The organism is Lysobacter sp. Root983, from assembly GCF_001429345.1.
Lineage (GTDB): Bacteria > Pseudomonadota > Gammaproteobacteria > Xanthomonadales > Xanthomonadaceae > Lysobacter.
The window spans coordinates 760,494-774,994 of sequence record NZ_LMJO01000016.1; the positions used below are offsets into that span (position 1 = coordinate 760,494).

Here is a 14,501-nt window from a genome sequence, read left to right on the forward strand (position 1 = left end):
CTTTGTAGGATGCGGTGACAACCGCATCGACACGGTAGCCGTAGCGAGGTTCGATGCGGTGCGTCTGTGGCTTACCGCATCCTACGGCCTGAAGCGCGGTACGCAGCGACTGTCCGGGCTTTGTAGGATGCGGTGACAACCGCATCGACACGGTAGCCGTAGCGACGTTCGATGCGGTGCGCCTGCGGCTTACCGCATCCTACGGCCGGCGACGCCGGCATCTTTGCTCGTCATTCCCGCGCAGGCGGAAATGACGAGCAAAAGAGAAGGCCACCATGGCCTCCGCCACGTCGCGCCACTCGCCCCATCGCCCAACAAGCCTTAGCATCGGTGTTCACCCCACACAGGAACGCCGCCATGGGCCTGCTCGACACCCTGCTCGGCCACGCCGGCGACAAGCCGGTCGACAAGATCGCCGAAGACTTCATGCCCCTGCTCGCGCCCGGCGAGACCGTGCAGCGCGCGTTCGGCGAGATCCGCGACCTGATCGTGTTCACCGACCGGCGCCTGATCCTGGTCGACAAGCAGGGCGTGACCGGCCGCAAGACCGAGTTCCTCAGCCTGCCCTATCGCAGCATCGTGATGTTCTCGCTGGAAACCGCCGGCCATTTCGATCTCGAATCCGAACTGCGGGTCTGGGTCTCGGGCCAGCCGGCGCCGATCGTGCGCCACCTCGGCCGCAGCAGCGGCGCCGAGGACATCATCGCGCTGCTGGCGCAGAACTCGCCGCGCTGAACGCGCGCGTTCGGCGGCGATGAGATGAAGACCTATCTGGTCGGCGGCGCGGTCCGCGATCGCCTGCTCGGACGGACGCCGGGCGATCGCGACTACGTGGTGGTCGGCGCCACTGCGCAGGCGATGCTCGAAGCCGGCTACAAGCCGGTCGGGCGCGACTTCCCGGTGTTCCTGCATCCGGACACCGGCGAGGAATACGCACTCGCGCGCACCGAACGCAAATCCGGGCGCGGCTATCGCGGCTTCGTCGTGGACGCCGACCCGTCGGTGTCGCTGGAGGAAGACCTGGGCCGGCGCGACTTCACCATCAACGCCATCGCCCAGGACGAGGACGGCGCGCTGGTCGACCCCTACGGCGGCGCGCGCGATCTGGAAGCGCGCGTGCTGCGCCACGTCGGCCCGGCCTTCGTCGAGGATCCGCTGCGGGTGCTGCGCGCGGCGCGTTTCATGGCGCGCTTCGCCGCCCTGGGCTTCAGTGTCGCGCCCGAAACCACCGCCTTGATGCGGCACATGGCCGAGTCCGGCGAGCTCGCCGAACTGGTGCCCGAACGCGTGTGGCAGGAACTGCGGCGCGCGCTCGCCAGCGAACGGCCCTCGGCCTTCCTGCACACCCTGCGCGCGGCCGGCGCGCTGGGCGCGGTGCTGCCGGAAGTGGACGCGTTGTACGGCGTGCCGCAGCCCGCGCAGTACCACCCCGAGGTCGACAGCGGCCTGCATACCGAGCTGGTCTGCGACATGGCCGCGCGGCTGGCGCCGGGCGACGATCTGATCGGCTATGCCGCGCTCACCCACGATCTGGGCAAGGCGCTGACGCCGAGCGAGGCGCTGCCCAAGCATCACGGTCACGAGCGTGCGGGGCTGGAGCCCTTGCGCGCGCTCAACGAGCGCCTGAAGGTGCCGACCGAATATCGCCAGCTCGCCGAAGCCGCCTGCCGCGAGCATCTCAACGTGCATCGCTACGACGAACTGCGCGCGGCCACGGTGTACGAGCTGATCGCGCGCTGCGACGGTTTCCGCCAACCCGAGCGCGTGCGCCGCCTGAGCCTGGTCTGCGAAGCCGACAAGCGCGGCCGCACCGGCCTGTCCGAGGTCGAATACCCACAAGGGCAGCGCCTGCGCGACGCCCTGGACGCCGCGCTCGCGGTGCGCGCCTCCGACATCGCCGCGGGCCGCAGCGGCCCCGAAGTCGGCGAAGCCCTGCGCCGCGCGCGTATCGCCGCGATCGCCGTCGTGAACGGCAAGTAGGCCGGTTCGCCGCCTACCCTGGCGCTACCACTAGGTAACGCCGCCCCCGCCGCTCCTACCCGGCCCTGCCAACTCTGCTTTCTGTTTTCTGTGGGAGCGGCGTAAGCCGCGATGAATGCCCCGCACTCGTCGCGAAACTCGCGTCATCGCCGCAGCCCAATCGCGGCTTACGCCGCTCCCACAGCGCACGCGCATCGCACGCCGAACATCGCTCGCCCCTACCCACGTCTCTTCCGATCACTGCCTGTAGGAGCGGCGCAAGCCGCGACCGCGAAATCGCACCCACGACGAAACCAACAACGCACGCCGAACACCGAGTCGCGGCTCGCGCCGTTTCCACCGCGCCCTGCCGACTCCGCTTTCCACGGGAGCGGCCATGCCAGCCCAGCCCCAAAAAACGAAACGCCGGGCGGCCTCGCGGCCGCCCGGCGTTCCTACCACTCCATCGGTGTAGCGAATCAGAAGCGATAGTCCAGGCGCACGTAGTAGCTGCCGCCGTTCATGCCGAACGGCATGGTTTCCCAGCCGTACTTGAAGCCCAGCGACGGGAACGGGTTCACGCCCGGGTTGTCGGCGCCGACCGACCACTTGTCCGGGTACTGGTCGAAGATGTTGTTGCCGCCGACGGTCAGGTGCAGGTCGTCGGTGAACGAGTAGCGCACCGCCAGGTCGAACAGGGTCTTGCCGCCCCAGGTCTGTTCCGGCGCGAAGAACTCGCCGGTGACCGAACCGTAGTAGTTGGCGCGGCCGGTGATCGTCCATGGGCCGGTTTCGTACACGCTCTGCAACACGTGGTGCGCGCGCGGCTGGCCGCGCTCGACCAGGGTGATCTGGGCGGCGTCGAACAGCTGACCCGGGGCCAGGATCGGCGAGTTCGAATGGATCTCGCGCACCTCGGTCTTGTTGAAGTGCACCAGCGCGGTCAGGGTCAGGTTGCTGCCGCTGGCGAACTCGGTGTTGTGGTTGGCGACGATGTCCAGGCCGGTGGTGCGGGTGTCGATGGCGTTGGTGAAGAACTGCGCCTGACCGACCCGGAACGGCGCCAGCGCGCCGGCGATCGGGCAGTTGCTGTTGTTGGCCGTGCAGGGCTGGCCATCGGTGCCGACCGACTCGGGCGCGATCACGCCGGAGAAGATGATGCGGTCGTCGATGTCGATGCGGAACAGGTCGGCGCTCAGCGAGAAGCGCTCGTTGGGCTTGAACACCATGCCCACCGAGCCGCTGCGCGAGGTCTCTTCCTTCAGCGGCGCCACGCCCAGCGCGCGGGTGACCGCGCTGTCCTGACGCGCGGTCAGGGTGTCGGTGAGGGTGCCGTCGGGGTTGAGGTTGGTCGAGACCTGGTTGTAGTACTGCTGCTGCACGCCCGGCGCGCGGAAGCCGGTGGACAGGGTGCCGCGCACGGCGAAGGTTTCGGTCGCGTTGAAGCGCGCCGACAGCTTGCCGGTGGTGGTGTTGCCGAAGTCGGAGTAGTCCTCGAAGCGCACCGCGCCGCCAAGCAGGAAGCGCTCGCTCAGGTTGGTCTCGGCGTCGAAGTACAGCGCCATGCTGTGGCGGCCTTCGTCGACCTCGGTGCCCGGGGTGAAGCCGGGGAAGCCCTGGATGCCGCCCGCCGCGATGTCGCCGGTCTGGCCGCGAATGACGATGGCCGGGTTGTTGGTGCGGCCGTACATGTACGAGACCGGGTCGCCGGCTTCGATCGCGTAGTTGTCCTGGCGCCATTCGAAACCGGTGGCCAGGTACAGGCGGTTGTCGTTGAAGCCGTCGACGCTGCCGCGGAAATCCAGATTGAACGTGGTCTGGTCGTACTTGAGCGTGCCGGTCTTGGCGGTGGTCGGCGAGGCGGCGTAGATGCCTGCGGCCGGGTTGGCCGGATCGCGCGGTTCGTACCACCAGCTCACGTTGACCGAGTTGGCCTCTTCGAAGCCGAACTTGCTGCGGCCGTGGTTGATCGAGACATCCCAATCCCAGTTCTCGCCGATCGGCGCCTTGTAGCCCACCGCCAGCGAGGCGTCGTCGACCGTGGTCAGGATGTTGGGCAGGAAGCCGTTGGGGTACAGCGCCGGCACCGTGCGGTTGTCGCCGGCGCTGCGGAAGAAGCCGGAGGAATCGCCTTCGCGCCGCGAGATGCCGCCGAACCAGTACAGCTCGCCCTTGCCCACCGGCAGGCCGGCGTTGAGCCACAGGTAGTAGTCCTTGGCGTCGGCGTCGCCCAGGCGCTGGGTCACGCGCGGCGGATTGGTGCGCAGGCTGTCGGGGCCGGCGCGGTTGGTCTCGTTGCGGTTGCGCGCTTCGGCCGAGAGGTTGATGAAGCCGTCGGCGCCGAGCTTGAAGCCGGTGTTGACCGAACCGTGCAGCATCTCGCCGTCGCCGGCGTAGTACTGCGAGCCCTCGATCGACAGCTCGGTGTGGTCGGTCTGGCGCTTGAGGATGATGTTGATCACGCCCGCGATCGCATCCGAACCGTACTGGGCGGCGGCGCCGTCGCGCAGCACTTCGATGCGCTCGATCGCCGAGACCGGGATCGCGTTGATGTCGGTACCGGCCGAGCCGCGGCCGATGGTCTGCTGCACGTTGACCAGCGCCTGCTGATGACGGCGCTTGCCGTTGACCAGCACCAGCACCTGGTCCGGACCCAGCGCGCGCAGCGTGGCCGGGCGCAGGATGTCGGTGCCGTCGCTGACGAAGGTGCGCGAGAAGTTGAACGAGGGCTCCAGCATCTGCAGGATCTGGCCGACCTCGAGCGCGCCGGTGGCGTTGATTTCTTCGCGGCCGATCACGTCGACCGGCGCGGCGGTGTCCTCGGCGGTACGGCCGCGCACGCGCGAGCCGGTGACCTGGACGGTGTCCAGCGTGGTGGCGGTGTCCTCAGCGGGAGCCGGCGCTGCGGTTTGGGCGTAGACGGGGGCGATGGCGCTGGCGGCCATGGCGGCGGCCACGGCCAGCGCCAATCGGTTGCGGTGCACTGCGGACATGGTCGTTTCCTTGCGAATAAGGTTCGGGGGACGGACTTCCCGGAAGTCCGGCCCGAGATTCACAAGTTCTTAACCTTTGCGCAATACGTCGCGTGACTGTGCCGACTTTGGCTTTGCGGCACTTGTCACATTATGACGAACGAATATTGGCGAGGCGTGCGTCCATGCGCTGCAAAACGTGCGCAAGCGGGGTCGAAGCCGAGGCCAACCCGGCCAAGGCGCCCAGGGCGTTGGCGAGGGCGTCGCGGCTGTCGCCCATGCGGCTGTCGGTGAGCGCAGCTTGGGCGTATTCCAGGGCCACTCCGAGCACGATCAGGGCGGCCGCGCTCAATGCCTGCGGGCGCATGCGCGCGAACAGCATGCCGGCGTAGGCCGACAGCGCGGCGTAGGTGAGGAAATGACCGACCTTGTCGGAGCCGGCGAACGGCGACGGCGGCAGATCGCCCGCCGGCAGCAGGGACACCGCGATCACCGCCAGCACGCCCGCCGCGCCCAGGGCCAGCCAGCGCCGCGGGGTATGGAACGGACGCAGCCACGGCCCCTTGGCTGCGTCGCCCGCGCGCGCCCTCACAGGCGGTGGCTCAGATCGCCGGCCAGAAACGCCACGCCGAATTCAACGTCCTTCTCGAAGCCCATGACCTGGAAACGTTCGCCCATTTCGCTAGGCAGGGTCAGGCGCTTGATCTCGTTGTGGCGACGTTGGCGTTCGGCCGGATCGGCGATCGCGTCGATGCGTTCGAGCACGCCGGCCAGGCCGTTGCCGAGCAGGAAGCTGGCCTGCGAGCAGTATCCGGCGAAGTCGAAACCGGCGGCGACCCCGGCCTCGGCCAGAGCGGTGAAGTCCACCGAGGCGGTGATGTCCTGCAGGCCCGGCCACAGCAGCGGATCGTGATGCATGCGATGGCGGTAGAACGCGCGCAGGGTGCCGTCGCTGCGCTCGGGCGCGTAGTACTCGGCGCGCGCGTAGCCGTAATCGACGAACAGCATCGCGCCCGCGCGCATGCCGCCGGACACCGCCTGGATCCAGTACGGCAGCTGCGGCAGCAGCTCGGAGCGGTAGCCCTCTTCGAACTCCCGCCCCAGCCGGCGTTCGACCTGGCGTACGGCGTTACCGAGGAAGGCGTCGGCCTCGCGCAGTTCGCGCGCGAAACCGTCGCCGTCGATCACGATGTTTTCCTCATAGACCTCGCCGTTGCGGATCGCGAAGCGCGGCGTCGGCAGGGCGTCGATGACCTCGTTGGCGAACAGCACGCCGTCCCAGTCTTCCGGAAACGGTCCGTCCAGCCATTCCACCAACTCGAACAGCGGCGGCGTCAGGCGTTGCTGCAGGCGTTCGCGCTGGCGATGGCGCAGCTCGGCGCTGGGTTCGAGGATGGCGTAGCGATCGGGCAATGCGTCCAGTTCCAGCAGGCGCTTGATCGCGACCTCGGCGAAGGCGCCGGTACCGCCGCCCAACTCGAGCATGCGCGCGCTCGGCCCGATCTGGCGCAGCACCGGCGCGACCGCCTCGGCCACGCAGGCGGCGAACACCGGCCCGATCTCGGGCGCGGTCACGAAATCGCCGTCGTCGCCGAACTTGCGCGCGCCTGCGCTGTAATAGCCCAGGCCAGGCGCGTACAGGGCCAGCTCCATGTAACGCGAAAACGGGATCGCGCCCTCGTTGACCCCGATCTGCTCGCGGATCAACGCCTCCAGGCGCGCGCTGTGCTCCAGCGCGTCCTGCCCCGGCGCGGGCAGTGTCGCGGCTTCGCGGCGGGGGTCGTTCGGGGTGGGATCGGACATAGCGGGCGGAGGCGCGGCGGGCGGCCTGCAGTATAAGGAACGCGTGCAGAGTAACGAGTAACGAGTGGAGCCACCGCTATTCACCAGTTACTCGTTACTCTGCACTCGTTACTGAGGCCCTAGACACGCCATGCCCGCCACTCCCGCCGCACCCGTCGCCCTGATCACCGGCAGCGCCAAGCGCATCGGCGCCGCGATCGCGCGCGCGCTGCATGCCGACGGCTACGACCTGGCCCTGCACTACCGCGGCTCGGGCGAGGCCATGGCCGCGCTCGCGGCCGAGCTCGAAGCCGCACGGCCGGGCAGCACGCTGACGCTGCAGGCCGACCTGGCCGAATTCGACCGCCTGCCGGAACTGATCGCGCGCACCGTCGGCCGTTACGGCCGGCTCGACGCCCTGGTCAACAACGCCTCGGGCTTCGCGCCCACGCCGATCGGCAGCGCCACGCCCGCGCAATGGGACGCGATGTTCGCCAGCAACGCACGCGCGCCGTTCTTCCTGGCGCAGGCCGCGGCGCCGCACCTGAAGGCCGCGCGCGGCGCGATCGTGAACCTGGCCGACATCTACGCCGAGCGCCCGCTGCGCGATCACAGCCTGTATTGCATGGCCAAGGCCGCGCTGGTCATGGCCACGCGCGCGCTCGCGCTGGAGCTGGCGCCGGAGGTGCGAGTGAACGCGGTCGCGCCAGGCGCGATCCTGTGGCCGGAAGCCGAGGGCGCCAAGGACGAGGCGGCCAAGGCGGCGATGCTGGCGCGCACGCCGCTGGGCCGCACCGGCAGCGCCGAGGAAATCGCCGAAGCGGTGCGCTGGCTGTTGCGCGAGGCGCGCTATACCACCGGGCAGGTACTGCGGGTGGATGGCGGGCGCTTGCTGGGGGAGTGAGGCGCAAAGCCTTCGACTCTCCATTCTTCACGCCCTTCTTCGCACTCCCTTCTCCCGCTTGCGGCGACCGAAGGGAGTGCAAGGCTGAGAAGGTGCCCGAAGGGCGGATGAGGGCAGCGACTGAGGTTGGAGCTATACGCCCGCGGCGGCCCTCACCCCAACCCCTCTCCCGCCAGCGGGAGAGGGGCTATCCTCACGCCCTTCTTCGCACTTCCCTTCTCCCGCTTGCGGCGACCGAAGGGAGTGCAAGGCTGAGAAGGTGCCCGAAGGGCGGATGAGGGCAACGACTGAAGGCGGAGCCACACGCCCGCGGCGGCCCTCACCCCARCCYCTCTCCCGCCAGCGGGAGAGGGGCTATCCTCACGCCCTTCTTCGCATTTCCCTTCTCCCGCTTGCGGGAGAAGGTGCCCGAAGGGCGGATGAGGGCAGCGACTGAAGGTGGAGCCACACKCCCGCGGCGGCCCTCACCCCAGCCTCTCTCCCGCCAGCGAGAGAGAGGCTATAGGCCCATTACTTGGCCTGAAACGCCGACTGCAGCTCCAGCGCGCGGAACGCCTCCGGCGCTTCGCCCTCGGTCGCATAGCGGTACAGCGCGGCCGAGTAGATGCCGCTCAGCGCGGCCTGGTACACGCCCAGCAGCAGCACCGCGATCAGGAACACCGCGCCCACCGCGATCGCCAGAGCGACCGAGACCTGCGCCGCCGCGAAGGCCAGCAGCGCGCCCACCGCGATCACCGCGAAGGTGATCAGGCCGAACGCCGCGCCGATGCCGACGTTGCCGATCGCGTTCTCGCCCCAGGTCTGCTTGAGCAGGCCGATGCTGCGCTTGAGCGCGTCGATCGGGCCCACGTTCTGGCTCACCAGCACCGGCACCACCATGAAGGTGGCCAGGGTCCAGGCCGCGCCCAGGCCGGAGCCGATCATGCGCACGATGAAGTTGTTGTCGCGGTCCTTCAGCGACTGCAGGATCAGACCCACCGTCGCGGCGATCGCGGCGTAGCCTAGGATCGAGGGCAGGCGCGACTTGGCCGCGTCGAAGCCGTCGCGCAGGGTCGGGTCGCCGCCGTCGAGGCGGATCATGGCCGCGCCGACCAGGGCGCAGTTGAAGAAGATGATCACGCTGTACTGGCAAAAATAGAACAGGAAACCGAACACGATCCCGCCCACGCCAACGCCGTTCTCGAACAGGCGCAGCGCGAACATCGGCACCAGGAAGGTCGCCAGCACCAACAGCGTGGCCGCGCCGGACAGGACCGGGAACAGCATCAGTTCCTTGTCCGAGCGCAACACGCCCGCGCTCGCCTTGACCAGGCCCCAGCTACGCGAAAACTTTTCGAACATCGTGCGATCCCCCTTGGATGAATGGACGCATGCTCAGGCCAAACCCGGCGCATCGCAAGCGCTGGCGAGCCTGCGCCGACCGGCGGCGCGCTCGCTCCCCGATACAGACCCGGGCGAGGCGAAGAATGTGACCGCCGGCGAGCGCGCTTCGGCGCGCCGCTCAGTCGCCGATGTCGGCCACCACCGCCGGCTGCGCGTAATCCGGATGCTCGCGCCACAGCTCGCCCAGGCTGCGGCCGACGCCCGGCACCACCACCTCCGGCGCGATGTCCGCCAGCGGGCGCAGCACGAAGGCGTGCTTGAGTTCCGGGCGCGGGATGCGCAGGTTGCCCGGGCCTTCGAGCACGCGCTGGTCGTAGAGCACCAGGTCGATGTCCAGGGTGCGGTCGCTGTAGCGCGGCCCGCTGCGGTCGCGGCCGTGGCGGTCTTCCAGGGCGTGCAGCCAGTCGTTGAGGTCTTGTGGTTCGAGCTCGCTGTCGACGATGGCGGCGCTGTTGTAGAAATCGGCGCCGTCGAAGCCGACCGCGCGCGTGCGGTAGACCGGCGACAGCACCACCTCGCCGAAGCGCTCGCGCAATGCGGCGATCGCGCCGCGCAGGTGGGTCGCGGCATCGAGGTTGCTGCCGAGACTGAGGTAAGCCTTACCCATCGCTGTATCCGGTACGCCCGGCCGGCGGCGGGGCGGAAAGAGGAAGTGGCGCCGCGGCTCAGCCGCCGGCGCGCTCGCGCACGATCGACACACCGACCGCGCGCGCGCCGCGCACCGCGCCGGGCTTGCTGAGCTTGAGCCTGACCCGGCGCACGCCGAACTCCTCGATCACGATGGCCGCCACACGCTCGGCCAGGGTTTCGACCAGGCCGAAGTCGGACTGCGACACGTACTCGATGATGCGTTTGCTGACCGCCTTGTAGTTCAAGGTGTCCTCGATCGCGTCGCTCGCGGCCGGGATGCGGTTGTCGAACGACATTTCCAGGTCGAACACCAGCGGCTGGCGGATGCGCCGCTCCCAGTCGTAGATGCCGATCAGCGCCTCGATCTCGAGGCCTTCGATGAAGACGTGGTCCATAAGCGCCGGGAATAGGGAATCGGAAATAGGGAATCGTTGAGGAGCGCCGCAGCATGAACCGCCTCGCCGCTCCAGTACCGTCATCCCCGCCCAACGACTAGCTCAGGACAGGTCGGCCTTCGGCCGGACGGGAATCCAGTGACTTTAGCGCAAGCGCCGATGGTGGCGAACCGACAAGGCAAGCGAACCCCCTGCCCTTAACCACTCCCGATTCCCCATTCTCGATTCCCGGCTCTCAAACCGCCGGCAACTGCGCCATATCCCAGCGCGGCGTCACCATCACCGAGGCATCCTCGCGCTGCCCGGCCATCAGCCGCAACGCGCCGGCGTAGGCGATCATCGCGCCGTTGTCGGTGCAGAACGCCGGACGCGGGAACGCGACCCGGCCGCCGCGGCGCTCGGCCATCTGCGCCAGCCGCGCGCGCAGGCGCTTGTTGGCGCCGACGCCGCCGGCGACCACCAGGGTGTCGCAGCCGGCCGCGTCCAGCGCGCGCTCGCATTTGATCGCCAGGGTCTCGACCACCGCGTCCTCGAAACCGCGCGCGATGTCGGCCATGGTCTGCTCGCTCTGGTCGCTGTCGCGCCAAGTCAGCAGGACCTGGGTCTTGAGGCCGCTGAAACTGAAGTCCAGGCCGGGCCGGTCGGTCATCGGCCGCGAGAACTTGTACTGGCCGGGCCGGCCGCGCTCGGCCAGAGCGGCCAGCTGCGGCCCGCCCGGGTAGGGCAGGCCCATGAGCTTGGCGGTCTTGTCGAAGGCCTCGCCGGCGGCGTCGTCCAGGGTCTCGCCGAGCAGGCGGTAGCGGCCGATGGCCTCGACCGCGACCAGTTGGGTATGGCCGCCGGACACCAGCAGGGCCACGAACGGCGGCTGTGGGCGCCCGAGCGGGTCGTCCTCCATCAGCGGCGCCAGCAGGTGGCCCTCCATGTGGTGGACCGCGACCGCGGGCAGGTCCAGGGCCCAGGCCAGCGAGCGCGCCACCCCGGCCCCGACCAGCAGGGCCCCGACCAGGCCGGGGCCGGCGGTGTAGGCCACCCCGTCCAGGTCCGCGACCTGCAGCCCGGATTCATCCAGGGTCTGGCGGATCAGCGGCAGCAGCTTGCGCACGTGGTCGCGGCTGGCCAGTTCGGGGACCACGCCGCCATACTCCGCATGCAGCGCGATCTGGCTATATAGAGCGTGCGCGCGCAGCCCGGTTTCGGTGTCGTACACCGCCACACCGGTCTCGTCGCAGCTGGTTTCGATGCCCAGAACCTTCATCGGCGGGCCTGCTGTTGGGGGTCTTTCGCCTTCATGGGGGCTATGTTGCACCTTCCGTAGGGCCGCCGCTATAATGCACGGCTCGCCCGGTCTGTACGGGCCGGTCCCCGAATCCGAGATTACGTATGCCCAGCGTCAAAGTCCGCGAAAACGAGCCCTTTGAGTTTGCCCTGCGCCGCTTCAAGCGCACCTGCGAGAAGGCCGGTGTTCTGGCCGAAACCCGCAAGCGCGAGTTCTACGAGAAGCCCACCCAGGAGCGTAAGCGCAAGGCCGCTGCCGCGGTGAAGCGTCAGGCGCGCCGCGTCGGCCGCGACGTCACCAAGCGCAAGCGCTTGTACTGATCGCGCATCCCGCGCAGCCCCACCGTCCGCGGACGGGGCCAGCGAGGGATGACCAAGGAGCCGGCCGCGCCCTGCGCCGCCGGCTTTTTGCGTTTGCAGCCGGGATTGGATATTCGGGATTCGGGATTCGTAAAAGCCCCCTGAAGCCACCCTGCGCACCTTCGATCCGCGCTTTTGCCAATCCCGAATCCCCAATCTCGAATCCCTGCCCTTATGAGCCTCAAGCAACGACTCACCGACGACATGAAGGCCGCGATGAAGAGCGGCGACAAGCAGAGCCTGGGCGTGATCCGCCTGATCAACGCCGCGATCAAGCAAAAGGAAGTCGACGAGCGCATCGAGCTGGACGACACCGCCGTGATCGCCGTGCTCGACAAGATGGTCAAGCAGCGCCGCGACTCGGTCGGCCAGTACGAAGCCGCCGCGCGCGAGGACCTGGCCGCGGTCGAACGCGACGAGATCGTGGTGATCGAGCGCTACGTGCCGGCCAAGCTGGGCGAGGCCGAGATCCTGGCCGCGATCGAAGCCGCCATCGCCGAGACCGGCGCCACCGGCCCGGCCGACATGGGCAAGCTGATGGGCCCGCTCAAGGCCAAGCTCGCCGGCCAGGCCGATATGGGCCAGGTGTCGGCGCTGGTTAAGAAGCGCTTGGCCGGCTGAGGTGCGATGCCTTTCCTGCGGTTCGTCATCCCGGCGCGCGACTGGCGCACCGGGCAAGCGACTGGCCTGCTGACGCTCGCCTACGAGCAACTCCGTTCCGGCGAGCTCACAGAATGGGAACATGCGCAGCTCGGCGAACATCTGCGTTGGCTGGAGTTGAATCTTCCGGTACCGGATCGTTTCGCGCGGAAACGTAACGTGTCCCACAAGAACACCCATGGCGTTTCCTGGCTGAAAGCCGAAGCCACGCCGGCCGTCGACCGCATGCGGGCCGTCGCGACGCTGCTCTGGGAGCGGGGCCATTCGGTCGAGATGGTCATGGCCGATCGCCCCGGCTACATCGTGTACGAAGACCTGCAACAGATCGTCGCCGAGCCATTCCACGGCGAGCCCGCCTAGCCCCCGGCTCATGGCATCCTAGCCCTCCGATGGCCCGCATCCCCGACGCCTTCATCGACGACCTCCTCGCCCGCTCCGACATCGTCGAGCTGATAGGCGCGCGCATCCCGTTGAAGCGCCAAGGCAAGGAATACTCGGCGCGGTGCCCGTTCCACGACGAGCGCTCGCCCTCGTTCACGGTCTCGCCGACCAAGCAGTTCTATCACTGCTTCGGCTGCGGCGCGCACGGCACCGCGATCAGCTTCCTGATGAACTACGACCGCCTCGAGTTCCTCGACGCGGTCGAGGAGCTGGCCAAGCGCGTCGGCGTGGAAGTGCCGCGCGACACCCAGCAGCGCAACGAGGATTCCGACAGCCGCGATCTCTACGCCGCGGTCGAAGCGGCCTCGCGTTTCTTCCAGAAGCAGTACGGCATCAGCGGCAAGGCCCAGGGCTATCTCGACAGCCGCGGCGTCAGCGCCGACATCCGCGAACGCTTCGGCATCGGCTATGCGCCCGACGGCTTCAACGCACTGCGCGACGCGCTGGGCACCGACGAGCGCCGCATGAAGCTGCTGGAGCGCGCCGGCCTGTTCTCCAAGAACGACAGCGGCCGCGTCTACGACAAGTTCCGCGACCGGGTGATGTTCCCGATCCACGACCGCCGCGGCCGCACCATCGCCTTCGGCGGGCGCGTGCTGGACAAGGAAGACGGGCCCAAGTACCTCAACTCGCCCGAGACCCAGCTGTTCCACAAGGGTCGCGAACTCTACGGCCTGTGGCAGGTCCGCCAGGCCCACAACAAGATCCCGCGCCTGATCGTGGTCGAGGGTTACATGGACGTGGTCGCGCTGTTCCAACACGGCGTCGACACCGCGGTGGCCACCCTGGGTACCGCGACCACGCCCGACCACGCCGAGCTGCTGTTCCGCAACGCGGCCGACGTGTATTTCTGTTTCGACGGCGACCGCGCCGGCCGCGGCGCGGCCTGGAAGGCGGTGGAATCGGTGCTGCCGCGCATGAAGGACGGCCGCCAGGCCTTCTTCCTGTTCCTGCCCGAGGGCGAGGACCCGGATTCGCTGGTGCGCAAGGAAGGCGCGGAGGGCTTCGACCGGCGTCTGCGCGAGGCCACGCCGCTGTCGCAGTTCCTGTTCGACTCGTTGGCCGCCGACGTCAACCTGGGCACGCTGGAAGGCAAGGGCCGCCTGGCCGAGCGCGCCAAGCCGCTGCTGGCGCAGATTCCCGACGGCGCCTTCGGCGACCTGATGCGCCAGCGCCTGACCGAACTCACCGGCGTCGGCGCGCGCGCGAGCGCGCCCGAGACCCACGTACCCGCGCAGCGCGCGCGCGCCGGCGCGCCGACGCAGAAGCGCTCGCTGGTGCGCGCGGCGATAGAACTGCTGTTGCAGCAGCCCGCGCTGGCGCTGGAACTGCAGTCGCCCTACCGCTTCTCCGCGCTGCGCCAGAATGGCGTGGAGCTGCTGACCGAGATCGTCGAACTGATCGCCGCGCGCCCGGACATCAACACCGGCGCGCTGATCGAACACTTCGCCGAACGCGAGGAAGCCAAGGCGCTGCAGAAGCTCGCCGCCAGCAGCTTCGTCGGCGACGAGCAGGTCATCAATCGCTATTTCCTCGGCACCATGAGCCAGCTCGAGTTGCAGGCGGTGGAACAGCGCCAGGCCGAGATCGCCGACAAGTTGCGCGAACTCGGGCCCTCGGCGTTGAGCATGGAGGAGCGCGCCGAAACCGCGCGCCTGCTGCAGGACGCGCGCGCGCTGCGCGCGCAGATCGCGGGGTATTCGGGGCCGGCGCTCTGAGTGGAGCGGGTGCGGCGCA

The 14,501-nt window shown here is 68.8% G+C and carries 14 protein-coding genes and 1 pseudogene; 8 read left to right on the forward strand and 7 right to left on the reverse strand.

All coding sequences use genetic code 11. The annotated features are described in order from the left end of the window. Positions 1-357 precede the first annotated feature (357 nt). Positions 358-735, forward strand: coding sequence for a PH domain-containing protein (locus ASE43_RS15570; protein WP_056181099.1), 378 nt, complete (start codon positions 358-360; stop codon positions 733-735). A 24-nt stretch (positions 736-759) separates the two neighbouring features. After that, on the forward strand, positions 760-1,980 hold the full coding sequence (locus ASE43_RS15575; protein WP_057161089.1) for a multifunctional CCA addition/repair protein: 1,221 nt from the start codon (positions 760-762) through the stop codon (positions 1,978-1,980). A 458-nt stretch (positions 1,981-2,438) separates the two neighbouring features. Here the strand turns inward: ASE43_RS15575 and ASE43_RS15580 are convergent, their stop codons facing one another. The 3 genes from ASE43_RS15580 to ASE43_RS15590 form a co-directional block, all read right to left on the reverse strand. Continuing rightward, positions 2,439-4,952, reverse strand: a complete 2,514-nt coding sequence (locus tag ASE43_RS15580) for a TonB-dependent receptor (protein WP_082576584.1) — start codon at positions 4,950-4,952, stop codon at positions 2,439-2,441. 130 nt (positions 4,953-5,082) lie between these two features. Beyond that, positions 5,083-5,523 (reverse strand): VanZ family protein, encoded by a 441-nt coding sequence (locus ASE43_RS15585; RefSeq protein WP_157489487.1) that lies wholly within the window; start codon positions 5,521-5,523, stop codon positions 5,083-5,085. Then, the gene (locus ASE43_RS15590; RefSeq protein ID WP_057161090.1) at positions 5,520-6,734 is read right to left on the reverse strand and encodes an SAM-dependent methyltransferase; all 1,215 of its coding nucleotides are present in this window, start codon (positions 6,732-6,734) and stop codon (positions 5,520-5,522) included. Before ASE43_RS15590 ends, ASE43_RS15585 begins: the two co-directional genes overlap by 4 nt. 130 nt (positions 6,735-6,864) lie before the next feature. Here ASE43_RS15590 and ASE43_RS15595 point away from each other — a divergent pair, with 130 nt between their 5' ends. Then, on the forward strand, positions 6,865-7,617 hold the full coding sequence (locus ASE43_RS15595) for a pteridine reductase (RefSeq protein WP_057161091.1): 753 nt from the start codon (positions 6,865-6,867) through the stop codon (positions 7,615-7,617). 510 nt (positions 7,618-8,127) lie between these two features. On the opposite strand, the gene ASE43_RS15600 is transcribed toward ASE43_RS15595, so the two are convergent. From ASE43_RS15600 to tsaD, 4 genes are all read right to left on the reverse strand, one after another. Continuing rightward, positions 8,128-8,958, reverse strand: coding sequence for a DUF6159 family protein (locus tag ASE43_RS15600; RefSeq protein ID WP_056181112.1), 831 nt, complete (start codon positions 8,956-8,958; stop codon positions 8,128-8,130). Positions 8,959-9,118: 160 nt separating this feature from the next. Then, positions 9,119-9,607 carry a 2-amino-4-hydroxy-6-hydroxymethyldihydropteridine diphosphokinase gene (gene folK / locus ASE43_RS15605; protein ID WP_056181115.1) on the reverse strand — a complete coding sequence of 163 codons (489 nt, stop codon included), beginning with the start codon at positions 9,605-9,607 and terminating at the stop codon, positions 9,119-9,121. 58 nt (positions 9,608-9,665) lie between these two features. Then, positions 9,666-10,025 (reverse strand): dihydroneopterin aldolase, encoded by a 360-nt coding sequence (gene folB, locus ASE43_RS15610; RefSeq protein ID WP_056181119.1) that lies wholly within the window; start codon positions 10,023-10,025, stop codon positions 9,666-9,668. 235 nt (positions 10,026-10,260) lie between these two features. Further along, the gene (gene tsaD / locus ASE43_RS15615; RefSeq protein ID WP_056181122.1) at positions 10,261-11,283 is read right to left on the reverse strand and encodes a tRNA (adenosine(37)-N6)-threonylcarbamoyltransferase complex transferase subunit TsaD; all 1,023 of its coding nucleotides are present in this window, start codon (positions 11,281-11,283) and stop codon (positions 10,261-10,263) included. 125 nt (positions 11,284-11,408) lie between these two features. On the opposite strand from tsaD, the gene rpsU reads away from it, so the two are divergent. The 5 genes and pseudogenes from rpsU (at position 11,409) to ASE43_RS22845 (ending at position 14,482) form a co-directional block, all read left to right on the forward strand. Further along, the gene (rpsU, locus tag ASE43_RS15620) at positions 11,409-11,624 is read left to right on the forward strand and encodes a 30S ribosomal protein S21 (RefSeq protein WP_056181125.1); all 216 of its coding nucleotides are present in this window, start codon (positions 11,409-11,411) and stop codon (positions 11,622-11,624) included. Between the two features lie 213 nt (positions 11,625-11,837). Next, the gene (locus tag ASE43_RS15625; protein WP_057161092.1) at positions 11,838-12,284 is read left to right on the forward strand and encodes a GatB/YqeY domain-containing protein; all 447 of its coding nucleotides are present in this window, start codon (positions 11,838-11,840) and stop codon (positions 12,282-12,284) included. Positions 12,285-12,290: 6 nt separating this feature from the next. Beyond that, complete coding sequence (locus ASE43_RS15630) at positions 12,291-12,683, forward strand: hypothetical protein (RefSeq protein ID WP_056181130.1); 393 nt, start codon at positions 12,291-12,293, stop codon at positions 12,681-12,683. 29 nt (positions 12,684-12,712) lie between these two features. Beyond that, positions 12,713-13,951: pseudogene (gene dnaG, locus ASE43_RS15635) on the forward strand (DNA primase); the annotation flags it as partial. After that, a complete protein-coding gene (locus ASE43_RS22845) occupies positions 13,928-14,482 on the forward strand; it encodes a hypothetical protein (RefSeq protein WP_255356397.1) in 555 nt (184 codons plus the stop codon). The pseudogene dnaG and the gene ASE43_RS22845, both read left to right, overlap by 24 nt. The last annotated feature ends 19 nt before the right edge of the window (positions 14,483-14,501 follow it).

Excerpts from the sequence above, each read along its gene's own strand:
- ASE43_RS15570 (WP_056181099.1), top strand. The coding sequence starts at position 358 with ATGGGCCTGCTCGACACCCTGCTCGGCCACGCCGGCGACAAGCCGGTC.
- ASE43_RS15575 (WP_057161089.1), top strand. The coding sequence starts at position 760 with ATGAAGACCTATCTGGTCGGCGGCGCGGTCCGCGATCGCCTGCTCGGA.
- ASE43_RS15580 (WP_082576584.1), bottom strand. The coding sequence starts at position 4,952 with ATGTCCGCAGTGCACCGCAACCGATTGGCGCTGGCCGTGGCCGCCGCC.
- ASE43_RS15590 (WP_057161090.1), bottom strand. The coding sequence starts at position 6,734 with ATGTCCGATCCCACCCCGAACGACCCCCGCCGCGAAGCCGCGACACTG.
- ASE43_RS15595 (WP_057161091.1), top strand. The coding sequence starts at position 6,865 with ATGCCCGCCACTCCCGCCGCACCCGTCGCCCTGATCACCGGCAGCGCC.
- ASE43_RS15600 (WP_056181112.1), bottom strand. The coding sequence starts at position 8,958 with ATGTTCGAAAAGTTTTCGCGTAGCTGGGGCCTGGTCAAGGCGAGCGCG.
- folK (WP_056181115.1), bottom strand. The coding sequence starts at position 9,607 with ATGGGTAAGGCTTACCTCAGTCTCGGCAGCAACCTCGATGCCGCGACC.
- folB (WP_056181119.1), bottom strand. The coding sequence starts at position 10,025 with ATGGACCACGTCTTCATCGAAGGCCTCGAGATCGAGGCGCTGATCGGC.
- tsaD (WP_056181122.1), bottom strand. The coding sequence starts at position 11,283 with ATGAAGGTTCTGGGCATCGAAACCAGCTGCGACGAGACCGGTGTGGCG.
- rpsU (WP_056181125.1), top strand. The coding sequence starts at position 11,409 with ATGCCCAGCGTCAAAGTCCGCGAAAACGAGCCCTTTGAGTTTGCCCTG.
- ASE43_RS15625 (WP_057161092.1), top strand. The coding sequence starts at position 11,838 with ATGAGCCTCAAGCAACGACTCACCGACGACATGAAGGCCGCGATGAAG.
- ASE43_RS15630 (WP_056181130.1), top strand. The coding sequence starts at position 12,291 with ATGCCTTTCCTGCGGTTCGTCATCCCGGCGCGCGACTGGCGCACCGGG.
- ASE43_RS22845 (WP_255356397.1), top strand. The coding sequence starts at position 13,928 with ATGCGCCAGCGCCTGACCGAACTCACCGGCGTCGGCGCGCGCGCGAGC.